General features: G+C 61.5%; 11 protein-coding genes (1 of these 11 only partly in view). 2 read left to right on the plus strand and 9 right to left on the minus strand.

Annotated elements, in window-relative coordinates; genetic code table 11:
• From tyrS to smc, 9 genes are all read right to left on the minus strand, one after another.
• Nucleotides 1-804, minus strand: partial view of a tyrosine--tRNA ligase gene (gene tyrS, locus DSOUD_RS13355; protein WP_053551472.1) — the 5' portion only. 414 nt of this gene lie to the left of the window's left edge; only the first 804 of its 1,218 coding nucleotides appear in the window; it begins with the start codon at nucleotides 802-804; its stop codon lies beyond the left edge, outside the window.
• 47 nt (nucleotides 805-851) lie between these two features.
• Nucleotides 852-1,637 (minus strand): TIGR00282 family metallophosphoesterase, encoded by a 786-nt coding sequence (locus tag DSOUD_RS13360; RefSeq protein ID WP_053551473.1) that lies wholly within the window; start codon nucleotides 1,635-1,637, stop codon nucleotides 852-854.
• A 75-nt stretch (nucleotides 1,638-1,712) separates the two neighbouring features.
• The gene (rny, locus tag DSOUD_RS13365; protein WP_053551474.1) at nucleotides 1,713-3,278 is read right to left on the minus strand and encodes a ribonuclease Y; all 1,566 of its coding nucleotides are present in this window, start codon (nucleotides 3,276-3,278) and stop codon (nucleotides 1,713-1,715) included.
• Nucleotides 3,279-3,310: 32 nt separating this feature from the next.
• On the minus strand, nucleotides 3,311-3,892 hold the full coding sequence (locus DSOUD_RS13370; protein WP_053551475.1) for a 5-formyltetrahydrofolate cyclo-ligase: 582 nt from the start codon (nucleotides 3,890-3,892) through the stop codon (nucleotides 3,311-3,313).
• Nucleotides 3,893-4,258: 366 nt separating this feature from the next.
• Nucleotides 4,259-4,585 carry a cell division protein ZapA gene (locus tag DSOUD_RS13375; protein WP_053551476.1) on the minus strand — a complete coding sequence of 109 codons (327 nt, stop codon included), beginning with the start codon at nucleotides 4,583-4,585 and terminating at the stop codon, nucleotides 4,259-4,261.
• Nucleotides 4,582-4,773: a hypothetical protein gene (locus tag DSOUD_RS13380; RefSeq protein WP_053551477.1), complete on the minus strand. Its 192-nt coding sequence runs from the start codon at nucleotides 4,771-4,773 to the stop codon at nucleotides 4,582-4,584. Before DSOUD_RS13380 ends, DSOUD_RS13375 begins: the two co-directional genes overlap by 4 nt.
• A gap of 61 nt (nucleotides 4,774-4,834) precedes the next feature.
• Entirely contained in the window at nucleotides 4,835-5,872 is a 1,038-nt protein-coding gene (ftsY, locus tag DSOUD_RS13385) for a signal recognition particle-docking protein FtsY (RefSeq protein WP_423739501.1), read from the minus strand.
• 252 nt (nucleotides 5,873-6,124) lie between these two features.
• The gene (locus DSOUD_RS13390) at nucleotides 6,125-6,484 is read right to left on the minus strand and encodes a roadblock/LC7 domain-containing protein (RefSeq protein ID WP_053551479.1); all 360 of its coding nucleotides are present in this window, start codon (nucleotides 6,482-6,484) and stop codon (nucleotides 6,125-6,127) included.
• A gap of 8 nt (nucleotides 6,485-6,492) precedes the next feature.
• Complete coding sequence (gene smc, locus DSOUD_RS13395; RefSeq protein ID WP_053551480.1) at nucleotides 6,493-10,020, minus strand: chromosome segregation protein SMC; 3,528 nt, start codon at nucleotides 10,018-10,020, stop codon at nucleotides 6,493-6,495.
• 215 nt (nucleotides 10,021-10,235) lie between these two features.
• Here smc and DSOUD_RS13400 point away from each other — a divergent pair, with 215 nt between their 5' ends.
• Together DSOUD_RS13400 and DSOUD_RS13405 are read left to right on the plus strand one after the other, a co-directional pair.
• Entirely contained in the window at nucleotides 10,236-12,104 is a 1,869-nt protein-coding gene (locus DSOUD_RS13400; protein WP_053551481.1) for a GAF domain-containing sensor histidine kinase, read from the plus strand.
• A gap of 48 nt (nucleotides 12,105-12,152) precedes the next feature.
• Nucleotides 12,153-14,978 (plus strand): YhdP family protein, encoded by a 2,826-nt coding sequence (locus DSOUD_RS13405; protein ID WP_053551482.1) that lies wholly within the window; start codon nucleotides 12,153-12,155, stop codon nucleotides 14,976-14,978.
• Nucleotides 14,979-14,999 lie beyond the last annotated feature (21 nt).

Here is a 14,999-nt window from a genome sequence, read left to right on the forward strand (position 1 = left end):
GGAGACAAGTTCAAAGTAGCGCACCATCAGTTCATCGGAGATACTCATGACCTTGCCATAAATCTCTCCCGGAGGCTCGGTAATCCCGATGTAGTTGCCGAGCGATTTGCTCATCTTGTTGACCCCATCCAGCCCCTCGAGGAGAGGCATGGTCAACACACTCTGGGGGCGTTGACCGAACTGTTTCTGCAGTTCGCGCCCGACCAGGAGATTGAATTTCTGGTCCGTGCCGCCGAGCTCGACATCCGCATGCAACGCCACAGAATCATACCCCTGGACCAGGGGATAGAGAAATTCGTGAATGGCGATGGGCTGATGGGAAGTGAAGCGCTTGTGAAAATCGTCCCGTTCGAGCATTCGCGCCACCGTATGCCGTGCGGCCAGGCCGATGAGATCGGCAGCGGACATCGGGCCCATCCAGGTGCTGTTGAAGACCACCGTGGTTCGCTCTGGATCGAGTATTTTAAAAACCTGCTCCTTGTAGGTCTGGGCATTGGCCAGAACCTGCTCCCGGGTCAGGGGCTTGCGCGTTTCGTTTTTTCCGGTTGGGTCCCCGATCATCCCGGTAAAATCCCCGATCAGAAAATGGACCTGGTGCCCGAGGTCCTGGAACTGCTTGAGTTTCTGAATCAGGACGGTGTGGCCGAGATGAAGATCCGGAGCCGTCGGATCGAACCCCGCTTTGATCTTCAGGGGCACCCCGTTTTTCACGGAATCCCGCAGTTTTTCTTCCAGTTCGGACTCGACGAGAATTTCGACAGCGCCGCGCCGAATGACATCCATCTGTTCCTGTACCGATTTCATAGACTCCAACCTCTGCAGAGAACGTTCCGGGACCATTGAATCCCGGGCTACTGTTCGATCTTTTCAAATATGCGCTGGACGGCTTGGGCTCGTCCCGTATCCTCGTCGATAGTGAAGAGGACTCCGCACAACACGGGATCCTTTTTGGCGACTTCGAAGCGGACCGGCAACTGGGTCAGAAAGCGCTCGATGGCAAGTTCCTTGCGGATGCCGATGACGGCGTCGAGACTCCCCGTCATGCCGGCGTCGGTGAGATAGGCGGTCCCCCCCGACAGGATCTGTTCGTCTGCGGTCTGAACGTGGGTATGGGTTCCCACCACCGCCGAAACCCGGCCATTGAGATAATGTCCCATGGCGACCTTCTCACTGGTGGCCTCGGCGTGGAAATCAACGAGAATGATCGGGGTCTGGTGCCGCAGGTCCTCAATCAGAGCATCTGCGCAGCGAAAGGGGCACTCGAGGTTGTTCATGAAGACCCGCCCCTCGAGGTTGACGATCCCGACGGGAATGCCGGCGGCGGTGGAGTAAACTCCGCTCCCCCGTCCGGGGAGCCCCGGCGGGTAGTTGGCCGGCCGGAGGAGACGGGGTTCGCGATCGAGATGTTCAAAAATCTCTTTTTTGTCCCAGATATGATTCCCCGAGGTAATCACATCGACGCCGAGGTCGAAAAACTCCCGGACGATGTCCAGCGTCAGCCCGAAACCGGCAGCGGCATTTTCCCCGTTGACCACCACGAGGTCAACCTCGTGCCGATCTACAAGCCGCCCCAGACGGATCGAAAGGGCATTGCGCCCGGTCCGCCCAACCACATCCCCAACAAACAGAATCTTCAAGTTTTCCTCTCAGTGAAGCTTTACCAACCGCCCAATAAGCACGAGGGGCAAGGCCCCGAAGGGCGGCCCGAGCTCTTACTTCGCGTACTCGATGGCCCGCGTTTCCCGGATCACGTTGACCTTGATCTGCCCGGGGTAGGTCATTTCGTTTTCGATCTTGCGGGCGATATCCCTGGCCAGGGCGTGGGAATGGGCATCGGAAACCTCTTCGCTGGAGACCATGACCCGAATCTCCCGCCCGGCCTGAATGGCGAAACAGCTGGTGACGCCGGCAAAGGAGGTCCCGATGCGCTCGAGATCGGCGAGCCGTTTGACGTAGGTTTCCAGCATTTCGCGGCGGGCACCGGGACGGGCTCCGGAGAGGGCGTCGGCCGCCTGCACGAGGATGGCCAGAATGGTTTCGGGCTTCTCATCCTCATGGTGGGCCGCCAGGGCATGGACGATATGGGCGGCCTCGCCATACTTGCGGGCAAGGTCGGCACCGATGACGGCGTGGGACCCCTCGACTTCGTGGTCCACGGCCTTGCCGATATCGTGCAGCAGGCCGGCCCGTTTGGCCTGCTTGACGTTGATCCCCAGTTCAGCGGCCATGATCCCGCAAAGAAAGGAAACCTCCAGCGAATGCTGGAGGACGTTCTGACCGTAGGAAGTCCGGTAGCGCAGGCGGCCGATGAGTTTGATGATTTCGGGGTGGATGCCATGGACGCCGACATCGAAGGTCGCCTGTTCCCCGGCCTCGCGAATCGACTCATCAACCTCCTGAGCGGCCTTGTTGACAACCTCCTCGATGCGGGCAGGATGGATACGGCCATCGGCAAGGAGGCGTTCGAGAGAAATGCGGGCCACTTCCCGGCGCACCGGATTGAAGCCGGAGATGATCACAGCCTCGGGGGTGTCGTCAATGATCAGATCGATCCCTGTTGCCGCCTCGATGGCGCGAATGTTGCGACCCTCGCGGCCGATGATGCGTCCCTTCATGTCATCGGAGGGGAGGGGCACCACGCTGACCGTCTTCTCGGCGACGTAATCGCCGGCATAGCGCTGAATGGCCAGGGCAAGGATCTCCTTGGCCTTCTTGTCGGCATTTTCCTTGGCCTCATCCTCAATCTGCTTGATACCCTTGGCGGCGTCATGGCGAGCTTCGCTCTCCATGGCCTCCATCAAACGATTCTTGGCATCTTCGGAACTCATCCCCGAGAGGGCCTCGAGCCGGGCCTTCTGCTCGTCTATCAGCTTGACAATCTCCTTCTCCCGTTCCTTAAGACCCCTGTCCCGTTGATCCAGGTCCTTTTCCCACTGACCCAACTCCTCATCCCTGCTTTCAACCTGGGCCACCTTGCGATCGAGGGCTTCTTCCTTCTGAACGAGACGTTTTTCCTGAGACTGGATCTCACGGCGCAATTCGCGGGATTCCTGCTCCCATTCGGATTTGGCTTGAATAACGGCATCCTTGGCCTGAATGATGGCATCCTTGCGCAGAATATCCGCCTCTTTTTTGGCCTCATCGACGATCTGCACCGCCGACTTCTGGGCACTGGCCATTTTCGTCTCGGCGAGTTTACGCCGCAACAGCAATCCCAGCAGAACGCCTGCGACGAGGGCTGCACCGGCCACCAGAATCATGATGATTTCTATTTTCAAAGCATGGTCCTCCTTAAGTGAATTTCGTTATCCTATGACTGCACACCCTGCGCAGCTAGATCCATGCGCAGGACACGTTCCTCCGTAATCAGCAGATCCATGGCGACATCGTGAACCTCGGCCGGCAAAGCACATACCAGCTGCAGCTCGAAACAGAGGCCGACGAGGATCCGACCTTCCTCCTTGCGGCACAGGACCCGATCGTAAAAGCCCTTGCCATAGCCGAGGCGATGCCCGCATGGATCAAAGGCCACCCCGGGAACGACCACCATGTCCAGGGCCGCAAAGGGAATCGTTTCCTCCCCGGTCGGCTCAAGGACATTGAAAGCCCCGGGACGCATCTCCTCGGCCCCGGTTGTGACCACAAACTCCAGATTTCCGCCGCTCACCCGCGGATAGGCAACCTGCTTCCCCATTTGCCGGGCGGCGCGAAACAGCTCTTCAGTAAAGACTTCATTGAGAATGGGACTGTAGAGGGCCACGGCGGCCGCCCCCCGAAACTCGGCGGTTTCCAGAAGGCGCCTCTGAATCAGGAGGCTACGGCCCAGACAGGTCTCGGCGGCCAGATGCTTGCGCCGGGCCAACAGCGTTTCTCTGATGGATTTTTTGGGCATGGACAGAGATCCCCGAATAACGGGCCACGATCTCTACGGGAGGGATTTAGACAGGGTGGGGGTGGGTCATGCCGTGCCGGTTTTACAAAAAGATCACCTTCGACAATTGCTTCCTGAAACAGGCACTGCCAGAATTACCGGGAAAACCGCCTACGCCCCGACGCGCCGCCCCCGACAAAGGGGGAAGCCAGAAACCAGCAAGCTTTGACCAGGAGGATGACAACACAAGACTCAAGGACTTGGAAAGCAATCTAAAGGATGAAAATCGTTAACCGGTCAAGCAAAGCACCCTTTGGAAAGGGCGCGTAGAACCATCTGCCAATCTATCTAAAATCTCCGCTTTGGAGATCAGTTCCTACTCCCTCGTCAGGATTCCTCGGATCCGGGGGGACTGCCTGACCCGGCCGAACAGGACTCGGGGCAGACGTCGTCGAGACGGCGAATCAACCCTTCGAGCCGCCCCTGCATCCCCTGATCTTCCGCCATCTCCTCCTGCATCCGAAGATGGGCGCCCGCCAGATTCATCAAGGCAAGAACAGCGATGTTCAGGGTATCGACGACCTTATTCCCGAGGGTTACCTCGGCGACCCTTTCGTTGACAAAGGCCGCCACTTTGCGCACCTCGCAGGGATCGGCTGCCGTTTTTACGGTGTACTGCTGGCCAAGAACCGTAACCTGAACGGCATGCTTCAAGGGATCACCGGCCCCAGACGCTCCAGTTTTTCGAGAATCCGGTCGAGTTCGCCAAGAATGCGATTTTTTTCATTCAGCAGTGCGTCCCGTTCAGATGTCAGGCTCCGGCACGCGTGCTCGAGAGCGCTATGGCGGGCGATCAACTGATCAATTTTCCCTTCGAGGCGCAGAACAATGTTGGGATCCATGATTTTCCTTATCCAGCGTAGGACAAATTCTAGGAAAACAGGAGCCTGAAGTCAAGGATTTTCAATCCCTTTGGAAGAGGGCTTCGACGAAGAGGTCCGGTTCGAAGGGACGCAGGTCGTCAATCCCTTCGCCGATCCCGACAAAGCGCACCGGCAGATTGAGTTCGCATCCGATGGCGACGACGATCCCCCCCCGGGCGGTGCCGTCGAGCTTGGTCAGCGCAATCCCGGAGATGGCCACCGTCTCCTTGAAGAGGCGAGCCTGCACCAAGGCATTCTGCCCGGTGGTGGCATCGAGAACCAGCAGCGTTTCGTGGGGAGCCCCGGGAATTTCGCGATCCAGCACCCGCCGCACCTTTTTTAGCTCTTCCATGAGGTTCACCTTGGTGTGCAGGCGCCCTGCGGTGTCGAGAATCAGCACGTCCGCCTTCCTGGCCACGGCCGCCCTGGCGGCGTCGAAGGCGACGGCGGCGGGGTCGGACCCTTCGTCATGGCGGATGACATCGACTCCGGAGCGCTCCCCCCAGATAACAAGCTGCTCGGCTGCCGCCGCCCGGAATGTATCTCCCGCCCCGAGGACCACCTTCTTCCCCTGGCTGCTGAGATAATGGGCGAGCTTGCCGATGGTCGTGGTCTTGCCGACGCCGTTGACTCCCACCACCATAATGACGAAGGGAGAAGCCGCCGAGTAATCGATGGGGGCAGCCTCCAGGCGGAGGCGGGCCCCGATCTCTTCCTGAAGGGCTCGGCGCAGGGCTTCGGGAGTCGCTCCGTCGGTGCCGTCAAATCGTTTTTCCAGAGAACCCATCAGCTCCCGGGTCGTTTTCATCCCGAGGTCGGCGGTGATGAGGATTTCTTCGATTTCCTCCAACAGATCGGCATCGACCTTCTTTCCGGCGCCGAGAAGGGCATCGATCCGCCCGACCAGAGAGGTCTGGGTCTTGGCCAGACCGGCCCGCATCCGTTCAAGGAGATTGAGCGGCGGCGCAATGACGGCGGGAGGGACGGCCTCTGCCGGAGTCCTGGCCGGCGCAGATTCCTCCCCTTCTCTGGCGGCAGCGGGCGGAGGCGGGGGAGTTACGGGCGCCTCAGGAGTCACCTCCTCCGAAGGTTCGAGGGGCGGCGGTTCGGAACGCCGTCTCCGCAGGCGGCGAAACAGGGCGAAAATCGCCAAAAAAATCAGGAGGGTGACAAGAACATAGACCAGGCCGAGGGCACCGAGGGTGCGCGAGGCTTCGGGAACGCCGAGGTCACCGAGCAGGTCGGCCAGTCTCTGGATAAAGCGGGATAACCATTCCACGGGTGCAACATCCCCTTTCTCTGTTGTTTTTAGCATCGGGAAGAAAGCGTCTCAGGCGAATTCCTTCTGCAGACGTTTCACGCAGCGGCGCGCCTCGAACCGGGCCCGCCCCAGGGCGTCTCCCCGATCCAGGGAGAGGAGGAGAAAATACTCCCGCGTCACCGGCATCACCAGCGTCTGAACCTTCTCCGTGGTGATGACCATCTCCTCGAGGTCTTCCCCCTCGAGGCGGACAATGGCCGCGCGGAGATTGGTCAGGATCACCCCCTTGTGGGCGCCGATGACTTTGAGCTCGTAATCGTCGATGCGCGAGACATGATCGACCGCCTCCCCTTCCCAGTCGGCGATGATCGCTCCCTGGGCCCCGGGGACATTGTCCACGAGTTGCCCCAGAATCTTCTTAAACGGCATAGGACATCCTAGAATTCATTGATTCGCACCGAAACAAGTTTGGAAACGCCGGGCTCTTCCATGGTGACGCCGTAGAGGGAATCGGCAATCTCCATGGTTCGCTTGTTGTGGGTGATGATGATGAACTGGGAAACCGCCGACATCTCCCGAACCATTTCGTTGAACCGACCGATGTTGGCATCATCCAGGGGGGCGTCGACCTCGTCGAGCATGCAGAAGGGGGTCGGTTTGATGAGAAAAATGGAAAAGATCAAGGCGACGGCGGTCAGGGCCTTTTCGCCTCCGGAGAGAAGGTTGACGTTTTGCAGTCTCTTTCCCGGAGGCTGAACAACGATCTCGATCCCCGTCTCCAGGAGATCCTGCTCGTCGGTCAGGCGAAGTTCCGCCGTGCCGCCGCGGAAGAGCCGGGGGAAGACTTCCTGAAACTTGGCATTGACAAGGTCGAAGGTCTCGCGAAAACGTTTGCGGGTGGTGCGGTTGATTTTGGTGATGGCGGACTGCAATCCTTCGAGGGACTGGCGCAGATCCTCCTGCTGGCCGGCAAGAAATTCGTACCGGGTCTCCAGTTCCTGATACTCCTCGATGGCCGTCAGGTTGACTTCCCCCATTTCATCCACGAGGCGCCGCAGCTCGCCGAGACGACGGCCGGCCACATCGGGGTCAAGAGCCTTGTCCTCCCGCGGAGCCTGGACCTCGAGGAGGTCTATACGGTAGCGATCCTGGAAACTCTGGACCAGATGCTCGGTTTCCAGCCCCAACTCACGCACCTTGAGCTGGACCGTTGCCAGGGCATCCCGCGCCTCGGTCAGTCGGGCGCGGACACCCTTGAGCGCCAATTCCTGTTCCTCGACCTGTTGCCCCCCCGCATCGAACCGTTCGCGAAGGGCGAGGTAGCGGGCGTTTTCCTCTTCGCGCCGCCGGTAAAGGACATCCAACTCAACACGCAGCCGTTCCCGCTCCTGACCGAGGCGGGCCTGGGAGAGCTCGGCTTCTTCCTGACGACTCCTGATCAGCACCAGACGTCCGCGCAATTCCTGGCGGAGGGCCTCCAGTCGCTCCAGGCTGCGCCTCCCCCCTTCCTCCCGCTCCCGAAGACTGGCCACGGCCACCTTGCGGGTCGTCACCTCCTCGCGGATTTTATCCAGAGTCTGCCGCTGAACCCGCAACTCCTCCTGAAGGCGGGCGACGGCATTTTCCTGGGCGAGCTTTTCCCCTTCTTTTTCCTGACGTCCGCTCTCGGCGGCGGTTTTCTGCCCCTCGAGTGTCTCCCGTTCCTCGTGAAGCTGATCCTCCTCGAGACTCAAGACCTCCAGTCGCTCCAGCACCCGTTGTGCCTCCTGACGCAGACGCCCCAGGTCTTTTTCGCAGTCGGCAACCTTGATTTCCTTGCGGTGCAGAGCCGCAGCGATTTCCTGCTGGGCTTCTTCTCCCTGCTGCAATTGCTCCCGCAATTCCCGCCGCTGTTCCTGAAGGGCCGACACGTCTCCCTCCGCCTCCCCGATGAGAGAGGCCAACTCCTTCATCTCCCGTTTTTTGTGGAGGAGTCCGCCATCCAGCTCCTCCTGACCGCCGCCGTGCAACTCCCCGCGATAGGTGAGACTCTCCCCCCCGGCCGTCACCAGAGTCACGCCGAGGGGGAGAGCCTGGTTCAGAAAGGGCTCCAGGGAAGGGACGACAAAGACGCCCTGAAGGAGGGAGGCCACGGCTGCTTCGGCGCCGGCACGGGGAACGACCCTTTCCGTCAGGGGAAGGCTCCCGGCAAGGGCGAAAAAAGGCGCGGGAGGGGGGACGGGGAGAAGGAAGGTGCTGCGCCCCCCCTTTTGCTGCAGAAAGGTCAGGGTTTCCCAGGCATCGGCGGAGTCGGCCACCAGCAGGGCCTGCAGGTTCTCGCCGAGGACGGCCTCCACGGCCACTTCCCACTCGGCCGGCACCTCCATGAGATCGGCGATCATGCCGAGAAACCGTTCGCGCCGCGGGGCTTCGCGCATCACGGTTCTGACCCCGCCGCCGTACCCTTCGAGGTTGCGCTCCAACTCCTGCAGCGACTCGAGGCGGGAGCTGGCTCGGCTCAGGTCCTCGCGGCGCACCAGAAGGGCATTTTCATTCTCCTCGATCTGCCGGCGCAGCGCGGCAAGGAGCCGCCCGCCCTCCTCCTGTTCCTGGCGCAGCAGGTCCTGTCGATCTCTAAAGCTCCGCAGGGCGACCTCGAGTTCGCCGGCCCGCAGCTCCCCCTCCTCCAATTGTTCCCGCAGGGCCACGGCTTCCTGGCGGTTGCGGGCCGTGCGCTCGGCCAGCGATTCGAGCCTCCGCCCGGCATCCGCCTGCTGGCTGCCGAGCCGGGAGAGTTCGGTGAGCAGGGCGAAGAGGGCGCCGCGAGTCGTTTCGAGGGTGACGGACAGATCCCGCTCCCCGTCGGTCAATTCCCCGAGAGCCGATTCCCCCTCGACCAGGCGCGACACCTCCTGCTCCAGACTGGAGGCCAGGGCGGTTTCGCTGGCGGCAAGGGATTCCTCCTCCCGGTCGACATCGGCCAGGCGCCGAGCGGTTTCCTCGTTTTCGACGGCCAGGCGCTCCTTCTGCAGCTCCAGACCCTCGTGCTCCTTCTCGCCGAAGCCGATGCGTCCCTCGATGCGCTGCATTTCGGAGGTCAGATGAAAAACCTGCTCCTGACCCTGGGAAACATCCTTTTCCGCCGCGGCCTGCAGCAAACGCAGCTCCTCCAGCTGCAACTCCCCCTGCGCCAGCTGCCCCTGGAGGAGCTCGAGAACGCTGCCGTATTCTTCCTCCTGACTGACGACCCCTTCGGCCTCGATCTGGAGTTCCTCGAGGCGCTGCAGGGCGATACGGGTTTCGATCTGGCGCAGTTCTTCGCGGTATTCCCGATAGCGCTGGGCCTTCTGCGCCTGACGTTTGAGACTGCCGAGCTGCCGGCGCACCTCGGAGACGATATCGCCGAGACGCAGCAAGTTCTGCTTGGTGCCGTCAATCTTGCGCAGGGCCGATTTTTTCCGTGACTTGTATTTGGTGACGCCGGCGGCCTCTTCGATGAGAAATCGGCGATCCTCGGGCTTGGCGCTGAGAATCATGCCGATCTTTCCCTGCTCGATGATCGAATAGGCCCGGGCACCCACCCCGGTATCCATGAACAGTTCGGTGATGTCCAGAAGCCGGCAGGGGGTCTTGTTGAGCAGATATTCGCTTTCACCGTTGCGGTAAAGGCGGCGGGTGACCATGATCTCGGCATAGTCGCGAAAGGCCGGAGGAGCCAGGCCGTCGTCGTTGGCAAAGATCATGGTGACCTCGGCCATTCCCAACGGCTTGCGGGACTCGCTCCCCCCGAAGATGATGTCCTCCATGGCCCGGCCACGGAGATTCTTGGCGTTTTGCTCTCCCATCGCCCAGCGGATGGCATCGACGGTATTGCTCTTGCCGCAACCGTTGGGGCCGACGATGGACGTGATTCCCTGCTGAAAGTCGAGGGTCACCTTATCGACAAAAGATTTGAAGCCGAGAATTTCTACCCGTTTGATTTTCATCTGATTTGAACACCCCGTCCCGCTGGGACTCGCAATCGTTTTCCAAACAGCCGGTTATGTTAGCAAGGAGGCCATACCATGTAAAGCGCTTATCCGGCGCCCTCCGCCCTGGCCGGCCGGAGACAGAGGGCTGGCGATGGGTGTATACTTTCCCCTGAAGCTCCGGATCATACCGTTTCGCCCTGGAGGCGAATCGACCAAGGATAGAAAATACGATGTCGAGACAAAAGCGAGAACGCCATGTCCATCGCCTCCACCGGGCCGGCGCGGAAATCACCGCTCTGAAGATAGCCGTCACTTACATGGTATTCGGCGGGGCATGGATCCTTCTTTCCGACAGGGCCCTCAGCCTCTTCATCTTCGATCCGGCGACCCTGACCAGCCTGCAGACCGTCAAGGGGTGGTTCTTTGTCCTCCTCACAGGAGGACTCCTCTATCTCCTTGCCGAACGCCAGATCGGAAGGTTGCGCCGCCACGATCTCGCCCTGCGGGGGATCGTCGAAGGGATTTCCGCCCATGTGGGAGAAAAATTCTTTGCCTCCCTGACCCGTCAACTCGCCCTCACCACCCACGTCCGAAGCACCCTGATCGGAGAATATCTCCCGGACCGCGGGACCATCCGCACCCTGGCCATCTGCATCGACGGCGTTCTCCAGGACAATTGCGAATTCCCTCTCGACGGAACCCCCTGGGCCTCGATCCTCGAAGGCAAGCCCCTTTTCTTCCCCCGAAATGTTTGCCGTCAATTTCCCCTCCCCCCCTTTCTGGCAAAACTGGGGGTCCAGAGTTGCCTTGGGGCCCCCCTTCTCGATGCCGAGCGGCGGGTTACGGGGATGATCGCGGTCATTGGCGACCGTCCCCTCAGGGACCCGGACCTGTGCCAGTCGCTGCTGCAGATTTTTGCCGTGCGCGCCGCCGGCGAACTGGAGCGCAAGGTCAACACGGATTTGCTGCAATCCCGGTTCGACGAGATCCGCACCATCTTCGACACCCTTCATGCGGTGGTCTACGTTGCCGACCTCGAAGATTACCGTCTCCTCTTCCTCAATCGCAGGGGGGCCGCCCTTTTCGGGGAGAATTGGCAGAACAGGACCTGCTACGAGGTGCTGCAGGCCGGCATCAAGGATCCGCCGTGCAACTTCTGCACGAACCCCATCCTTTCGGGCCATGAATTAACCGACCCCCCCTACGAGTGGGAGTTCCTGAACACCGCCAATCAGCGCTGGTATCAGTGCACCGACAAGGTCATCCGCTGGACGGATGGACGAAAGGTCCGCCTCGAAATCGCCATCGACATCACAGAACGCAAGGAAATGGAGCGGATGAAGGAGGAGTTCCTCGCCGCGGTCGGCCATGAGATGCGCACCCCGCTGACGGCCATTCTCGGTTTTGCCGAGTACCTGCTGGAAAATCCGAGCACCCCGGAGGAGAGACTCTCCTTTTTGGCGACCCTGCACCAGGAGGCGGAGCGACTCAACACCCTGATCGACAACTTCCTTGAACTGCAGCGGCTGCAGGCCAAAAAAAGCGATTACCAGTTCGTCCCCCTGCCGGTGGCGGAGCTGTACGAAAAGACCCTACGCCACTTCACCTACACCGCATCGACCCACCGCTTCGTCATCGCCTGTCCCACAGGACTCCCCCCGGTTCCCGGCGACCGGCAGGGGCTCGAGCGGCTCCTCGAGAACCTCGTCTCCAATGCCGTCAAATATTCTCCCGAGGGGGGAGAAATCACCCTCGGAGCCCACCGGAAGGGGAGCAAAATCATCCTCTGGGTCCAGGACCGGGGGATCGGCATCCCGCCCGGGGAAGAGGATCGGGTCTTTGAACGGTTCTACCGGGTCGATCGCTCAAACCGTCGAGAAATCGCCGGCACCGGCCTGGGGCTGGCCCTGGTCAAAGAGATTGCCGCAGCCCACGAAGGCCGCGTCTGGCTAGAGAGGCCCCCGGGAGGCGGAAGCACTTTTTTTGTCGCCCTTCCCCTCCGCCGGAGAGACTTCCAGAACCAGCCCTCTCCCGGCCCGGAAAGGCCATCGACACCCGAAGGCCAGAAGGCTGTTTTCAACCGGGACGAATCACGGTAGACTGTCCGGACGCCCACGCAACCTTCCACCCCTCCTGAAGAGTCAACCATGTTCCGTCGCCGCCCCATCCTCACCACGCTGGTCCTCCTCGCCCTGGCGGCGGGAGTGGCTCTGGCGATCTTTGTCGCCACCTTCGACCTCAACAGCCATCGAGAGAGACTGCAGTCCTCCCTGGCTGCCGCACTCTCCCAGCCCGTTCATCTCGGGGCGGCCCGCCTGTCCCTGCGGTACGGACCCGCTCTGACTTTCACCGACCTCCGCATCGGTGCCGGTGACGGCGAAAGCAACCTCCTGCGGGCAAAAAGGCTCGCCCTGCGCCCGGCCCTGCGTCCCCTGCTGCGGGGGGAGCTCATTTTCGACCGCATCGTCCTCGACGCCCCGCACTACAGCCACGTTTTGGCTCCCTCCAACGGGAAGAAGGGGGAGGTCGCGCCGCGGCCGCTCCTTATCGACCAGGGGATCGTGGAAAACACCCTGATCCGCAATCTGACCATCCACAACGGCTCAGTCCACATCATTGACCGGCGCAACCCGGATCGACCCCGCACCCTGTCCCTGGAAAATCTCGAACTGCAGGGTGACGATCTGACTCTCCATCGCCCCTCGGAGATCCGGATTAAGGGGAGGATGATTCAAAACGGCACCAGCGCCCCCTTTCTTCTGGAGGCGGGGATCATTCCCGGAGAGGCGCCGTGGCGCTGGCAGGCCACGGAGTTCAACCTGAGTCTCAGTCTCCAGAATCTCGTTCCGGAAGGCATTCTGGAGGAGTTCCTACCGGGAATAGCAAGCCGGGGGGAGTGCTCCCTGCGCCTCGGCCTCGACGGGATTCCGGCGACCGGACTGGTCCTGACCGCCGATCTCAAAGGGAAGGACCTGGCCCTGATGCTCCCCGGCAATGCCCCCCCCATCCCCCTGCAGACCCTGGCCCTCGAAGCGGCCTGGCACCAGGAGAAGGACCGCCAGGTCTTCAGCGGCATCACCCTTCTTGCCCCCGGAATCTCGGCCAGAGGGGAAATGACCCTGGGGGAAAAAGATGGAATTTCGCACCTGAATCTGGCGATGAGCGCCGAACTGGACAGCGGGACCCTCCTGGCCCGACTCTCTCCCTGGCTGCCGCCGGATTTGGAAGCGACAGGGACCTTCCCCCTCTCCCTGTCCCTGGAGGGAATCGGCAAGGACCTGACGGCCGAACTCCGGGGCGACCTGACCCCCCTGAGCCTTGATGTGGCACAGGGTCCCGTCAAGGCGGCGGGGGAGAGCGGCCAGCTCCTCCTCGCGGGGCGGATGACCCCGGGGCAATGGCGGCTGACGGTGGGGGAGGTTGACCTCCCGGTCCTGGCGGTGCGCGCCCGCGGCGAACTCGACCGCAATGCCGCGGGGGCCTTCCGCCTCGCCGTGGACATCCCCCCCTTCGAGCTCTCGCCCCTGCAGGAGCACCTCCCTCTCCTGCAACGTCTCAAGCTCCACGGCAGGATCGGCCTGAAAGGGAAGCTCTCCGGCTCCGGAGGGAAGATCGAGACCCGCCAGGGGACGGTCAGTCTCCAGGAGGTCGGCCTGCATCTCGGCCGCGTGGTGGCGGATCTCAGTGCCATCAGCGGAACGATTTCCATCCACAACGACGAAGCCGTCTTCGACCGCCTCCGGGCCCGACTCGGCTCCTCCCCGATTCGCGTGAGCGGTCGCCTGGACGATTTTTCCGCACCGCACCTCAAGCTGCACGTTCGCGCCAAATCGATCCGCGCCGACGAGGTGATCTTCCACTCGGACCAGGCTTTTTTGCGGGACGTCGACGGCCATCTCTCCTTTTCCGCCGACGGCATCCGTTTCGAGCCGGTGACGGTGCGCCTCGACGGCGGAACAAAAGCCAAGGTGACCGGCTCCGTCGAGGGCTTCAGAAACCCCCGGGTCCTTCTCGACATCAGCGCCGACCATGGCAATATCGACGAGGTCATCGCTCTCTGGCAGCATAGCGGGCCAACTCCTCCCCCGCCTGCGGCCGAAGAGGGCGCCGGGGCGACCACGGTGATCACCGTAAGGGCCCGGGAAGGAATCTTGAGTGGCCTCCGTTTCCAGGATGCCCAGGGAACCATCACCTTTCACCGGGGACTGCTGGCCATCCACCCCCTCCACTTTCGTTCCGGAGCAGGGTACGGCGTCGGGTCCGTCGTTTCCGACAACCGCCCGGGATCGCCCCCTCTCCTGAAAATCTCCGCCCATCTCGAGGATTTCGATGCCGCCGCCGTCTACAGCGACCTCCTGCGGCAGCGCGGGCTCCTCATGGGCACCCTGAGGGGGGACTTCTACCTCGAGGGGAAGGCGGGCAAGGAGTTCCTCGCCACCTCCCTGGGCGCCTTCAATCTCGAAATCCACGACGGAGTCCTGCGTAAGTTCAACGCCCTGGCCAAGATGTTTTCCATCCTCAACGTCTCCCAGATCTTCGCTTTTCAACTCCCCGACATGTCCTCCAAGGGGATGCCCTTCACCACCCTGAGCGCCAATGTCCTGCTGCAGAAGGGGGTCCTCTCCACCGAGGATCTCTTCGTCGACAGCAATGCCATGAACCTCTCCGCCATCGGCACCCTCGACCTGCAGCGGGACAGCATCGACCTCATCCTCGGCGTCAAACCGCTGCGCACCGTCGACAAGATCATCACCAAAATCCCCATCGCCGGCTGGCTCCTGACCGGCAAGGAAAAGGCCCTGATTACCGCCCACTTCCAGATCAGGGGGAAGAGCGCCGACCCCGAGGTCGTGCCGATTCCGATCACCTCGCTCTCGGAAAAGGTCATCGGCGTCTTCAAGCGGGTCTTCGGACTGCCGGGGAAAATCATCTCCGATTTCGGGGACGCGTTCGAAGCAGACGCCACCAACTAAAAAAAGGCCGGCAATTCACTT

The sequence above is a fragment of the Desulfuromonas soudanensis genome (assembly GCF_001278055.1).
Taxonomy (GTDB): domain Bacteria; phylum Desulfobacterota; class Desulfuromonadia; order Desulfuromonadales; family WTL; genus Deferrimonas; species Deferrimonas soudanensis.

Coding starts and splice junctions, on each gene's coding strand:
- DSOUD_RS13370 (WP_053551475.1), bottom strand. CDS start 3,892: ATGCCCAAAAAATCCATCAGAGAAACGCTGTTGGCCCGGCGCAAGCAT.
- DSOUD_RS13380 (WP_053551477.1), bottom strand. CDS start 4,773: ATGGATCCCAACATTGTTCTGCGCCTCGAAGGGAAAATTGATCAGTTG.
- DSOUD_RS13390 (WP_053551479.1), bottom strand. CDS start 6,484: ATGCCGTTTAAGAAGATTCTGGGGCAACTCGTGGACAATGTCCCCGGG.
- smc (WP_053551480.1), bottom strand. CDS start 10,020: ATGAAAATCAAACGGGTAGAAATTCTCGGCTTCAAATCTTTTGTCGAT.
- DSOUD_RS13400 (WP_053551481.1), top strand. CDS start 10,236: ATGTCGAGACAAAAGCGAGAACGCCATGTCCATCGCCTCCACCGGGCC.
- DSOUD_RS13405 (WP_053551482.1), top strand. CDS start 12,153: ATGTTCCGTCGCCGCCCCATCCTCACCACGCTGGTCCTCCTCGCCCTG.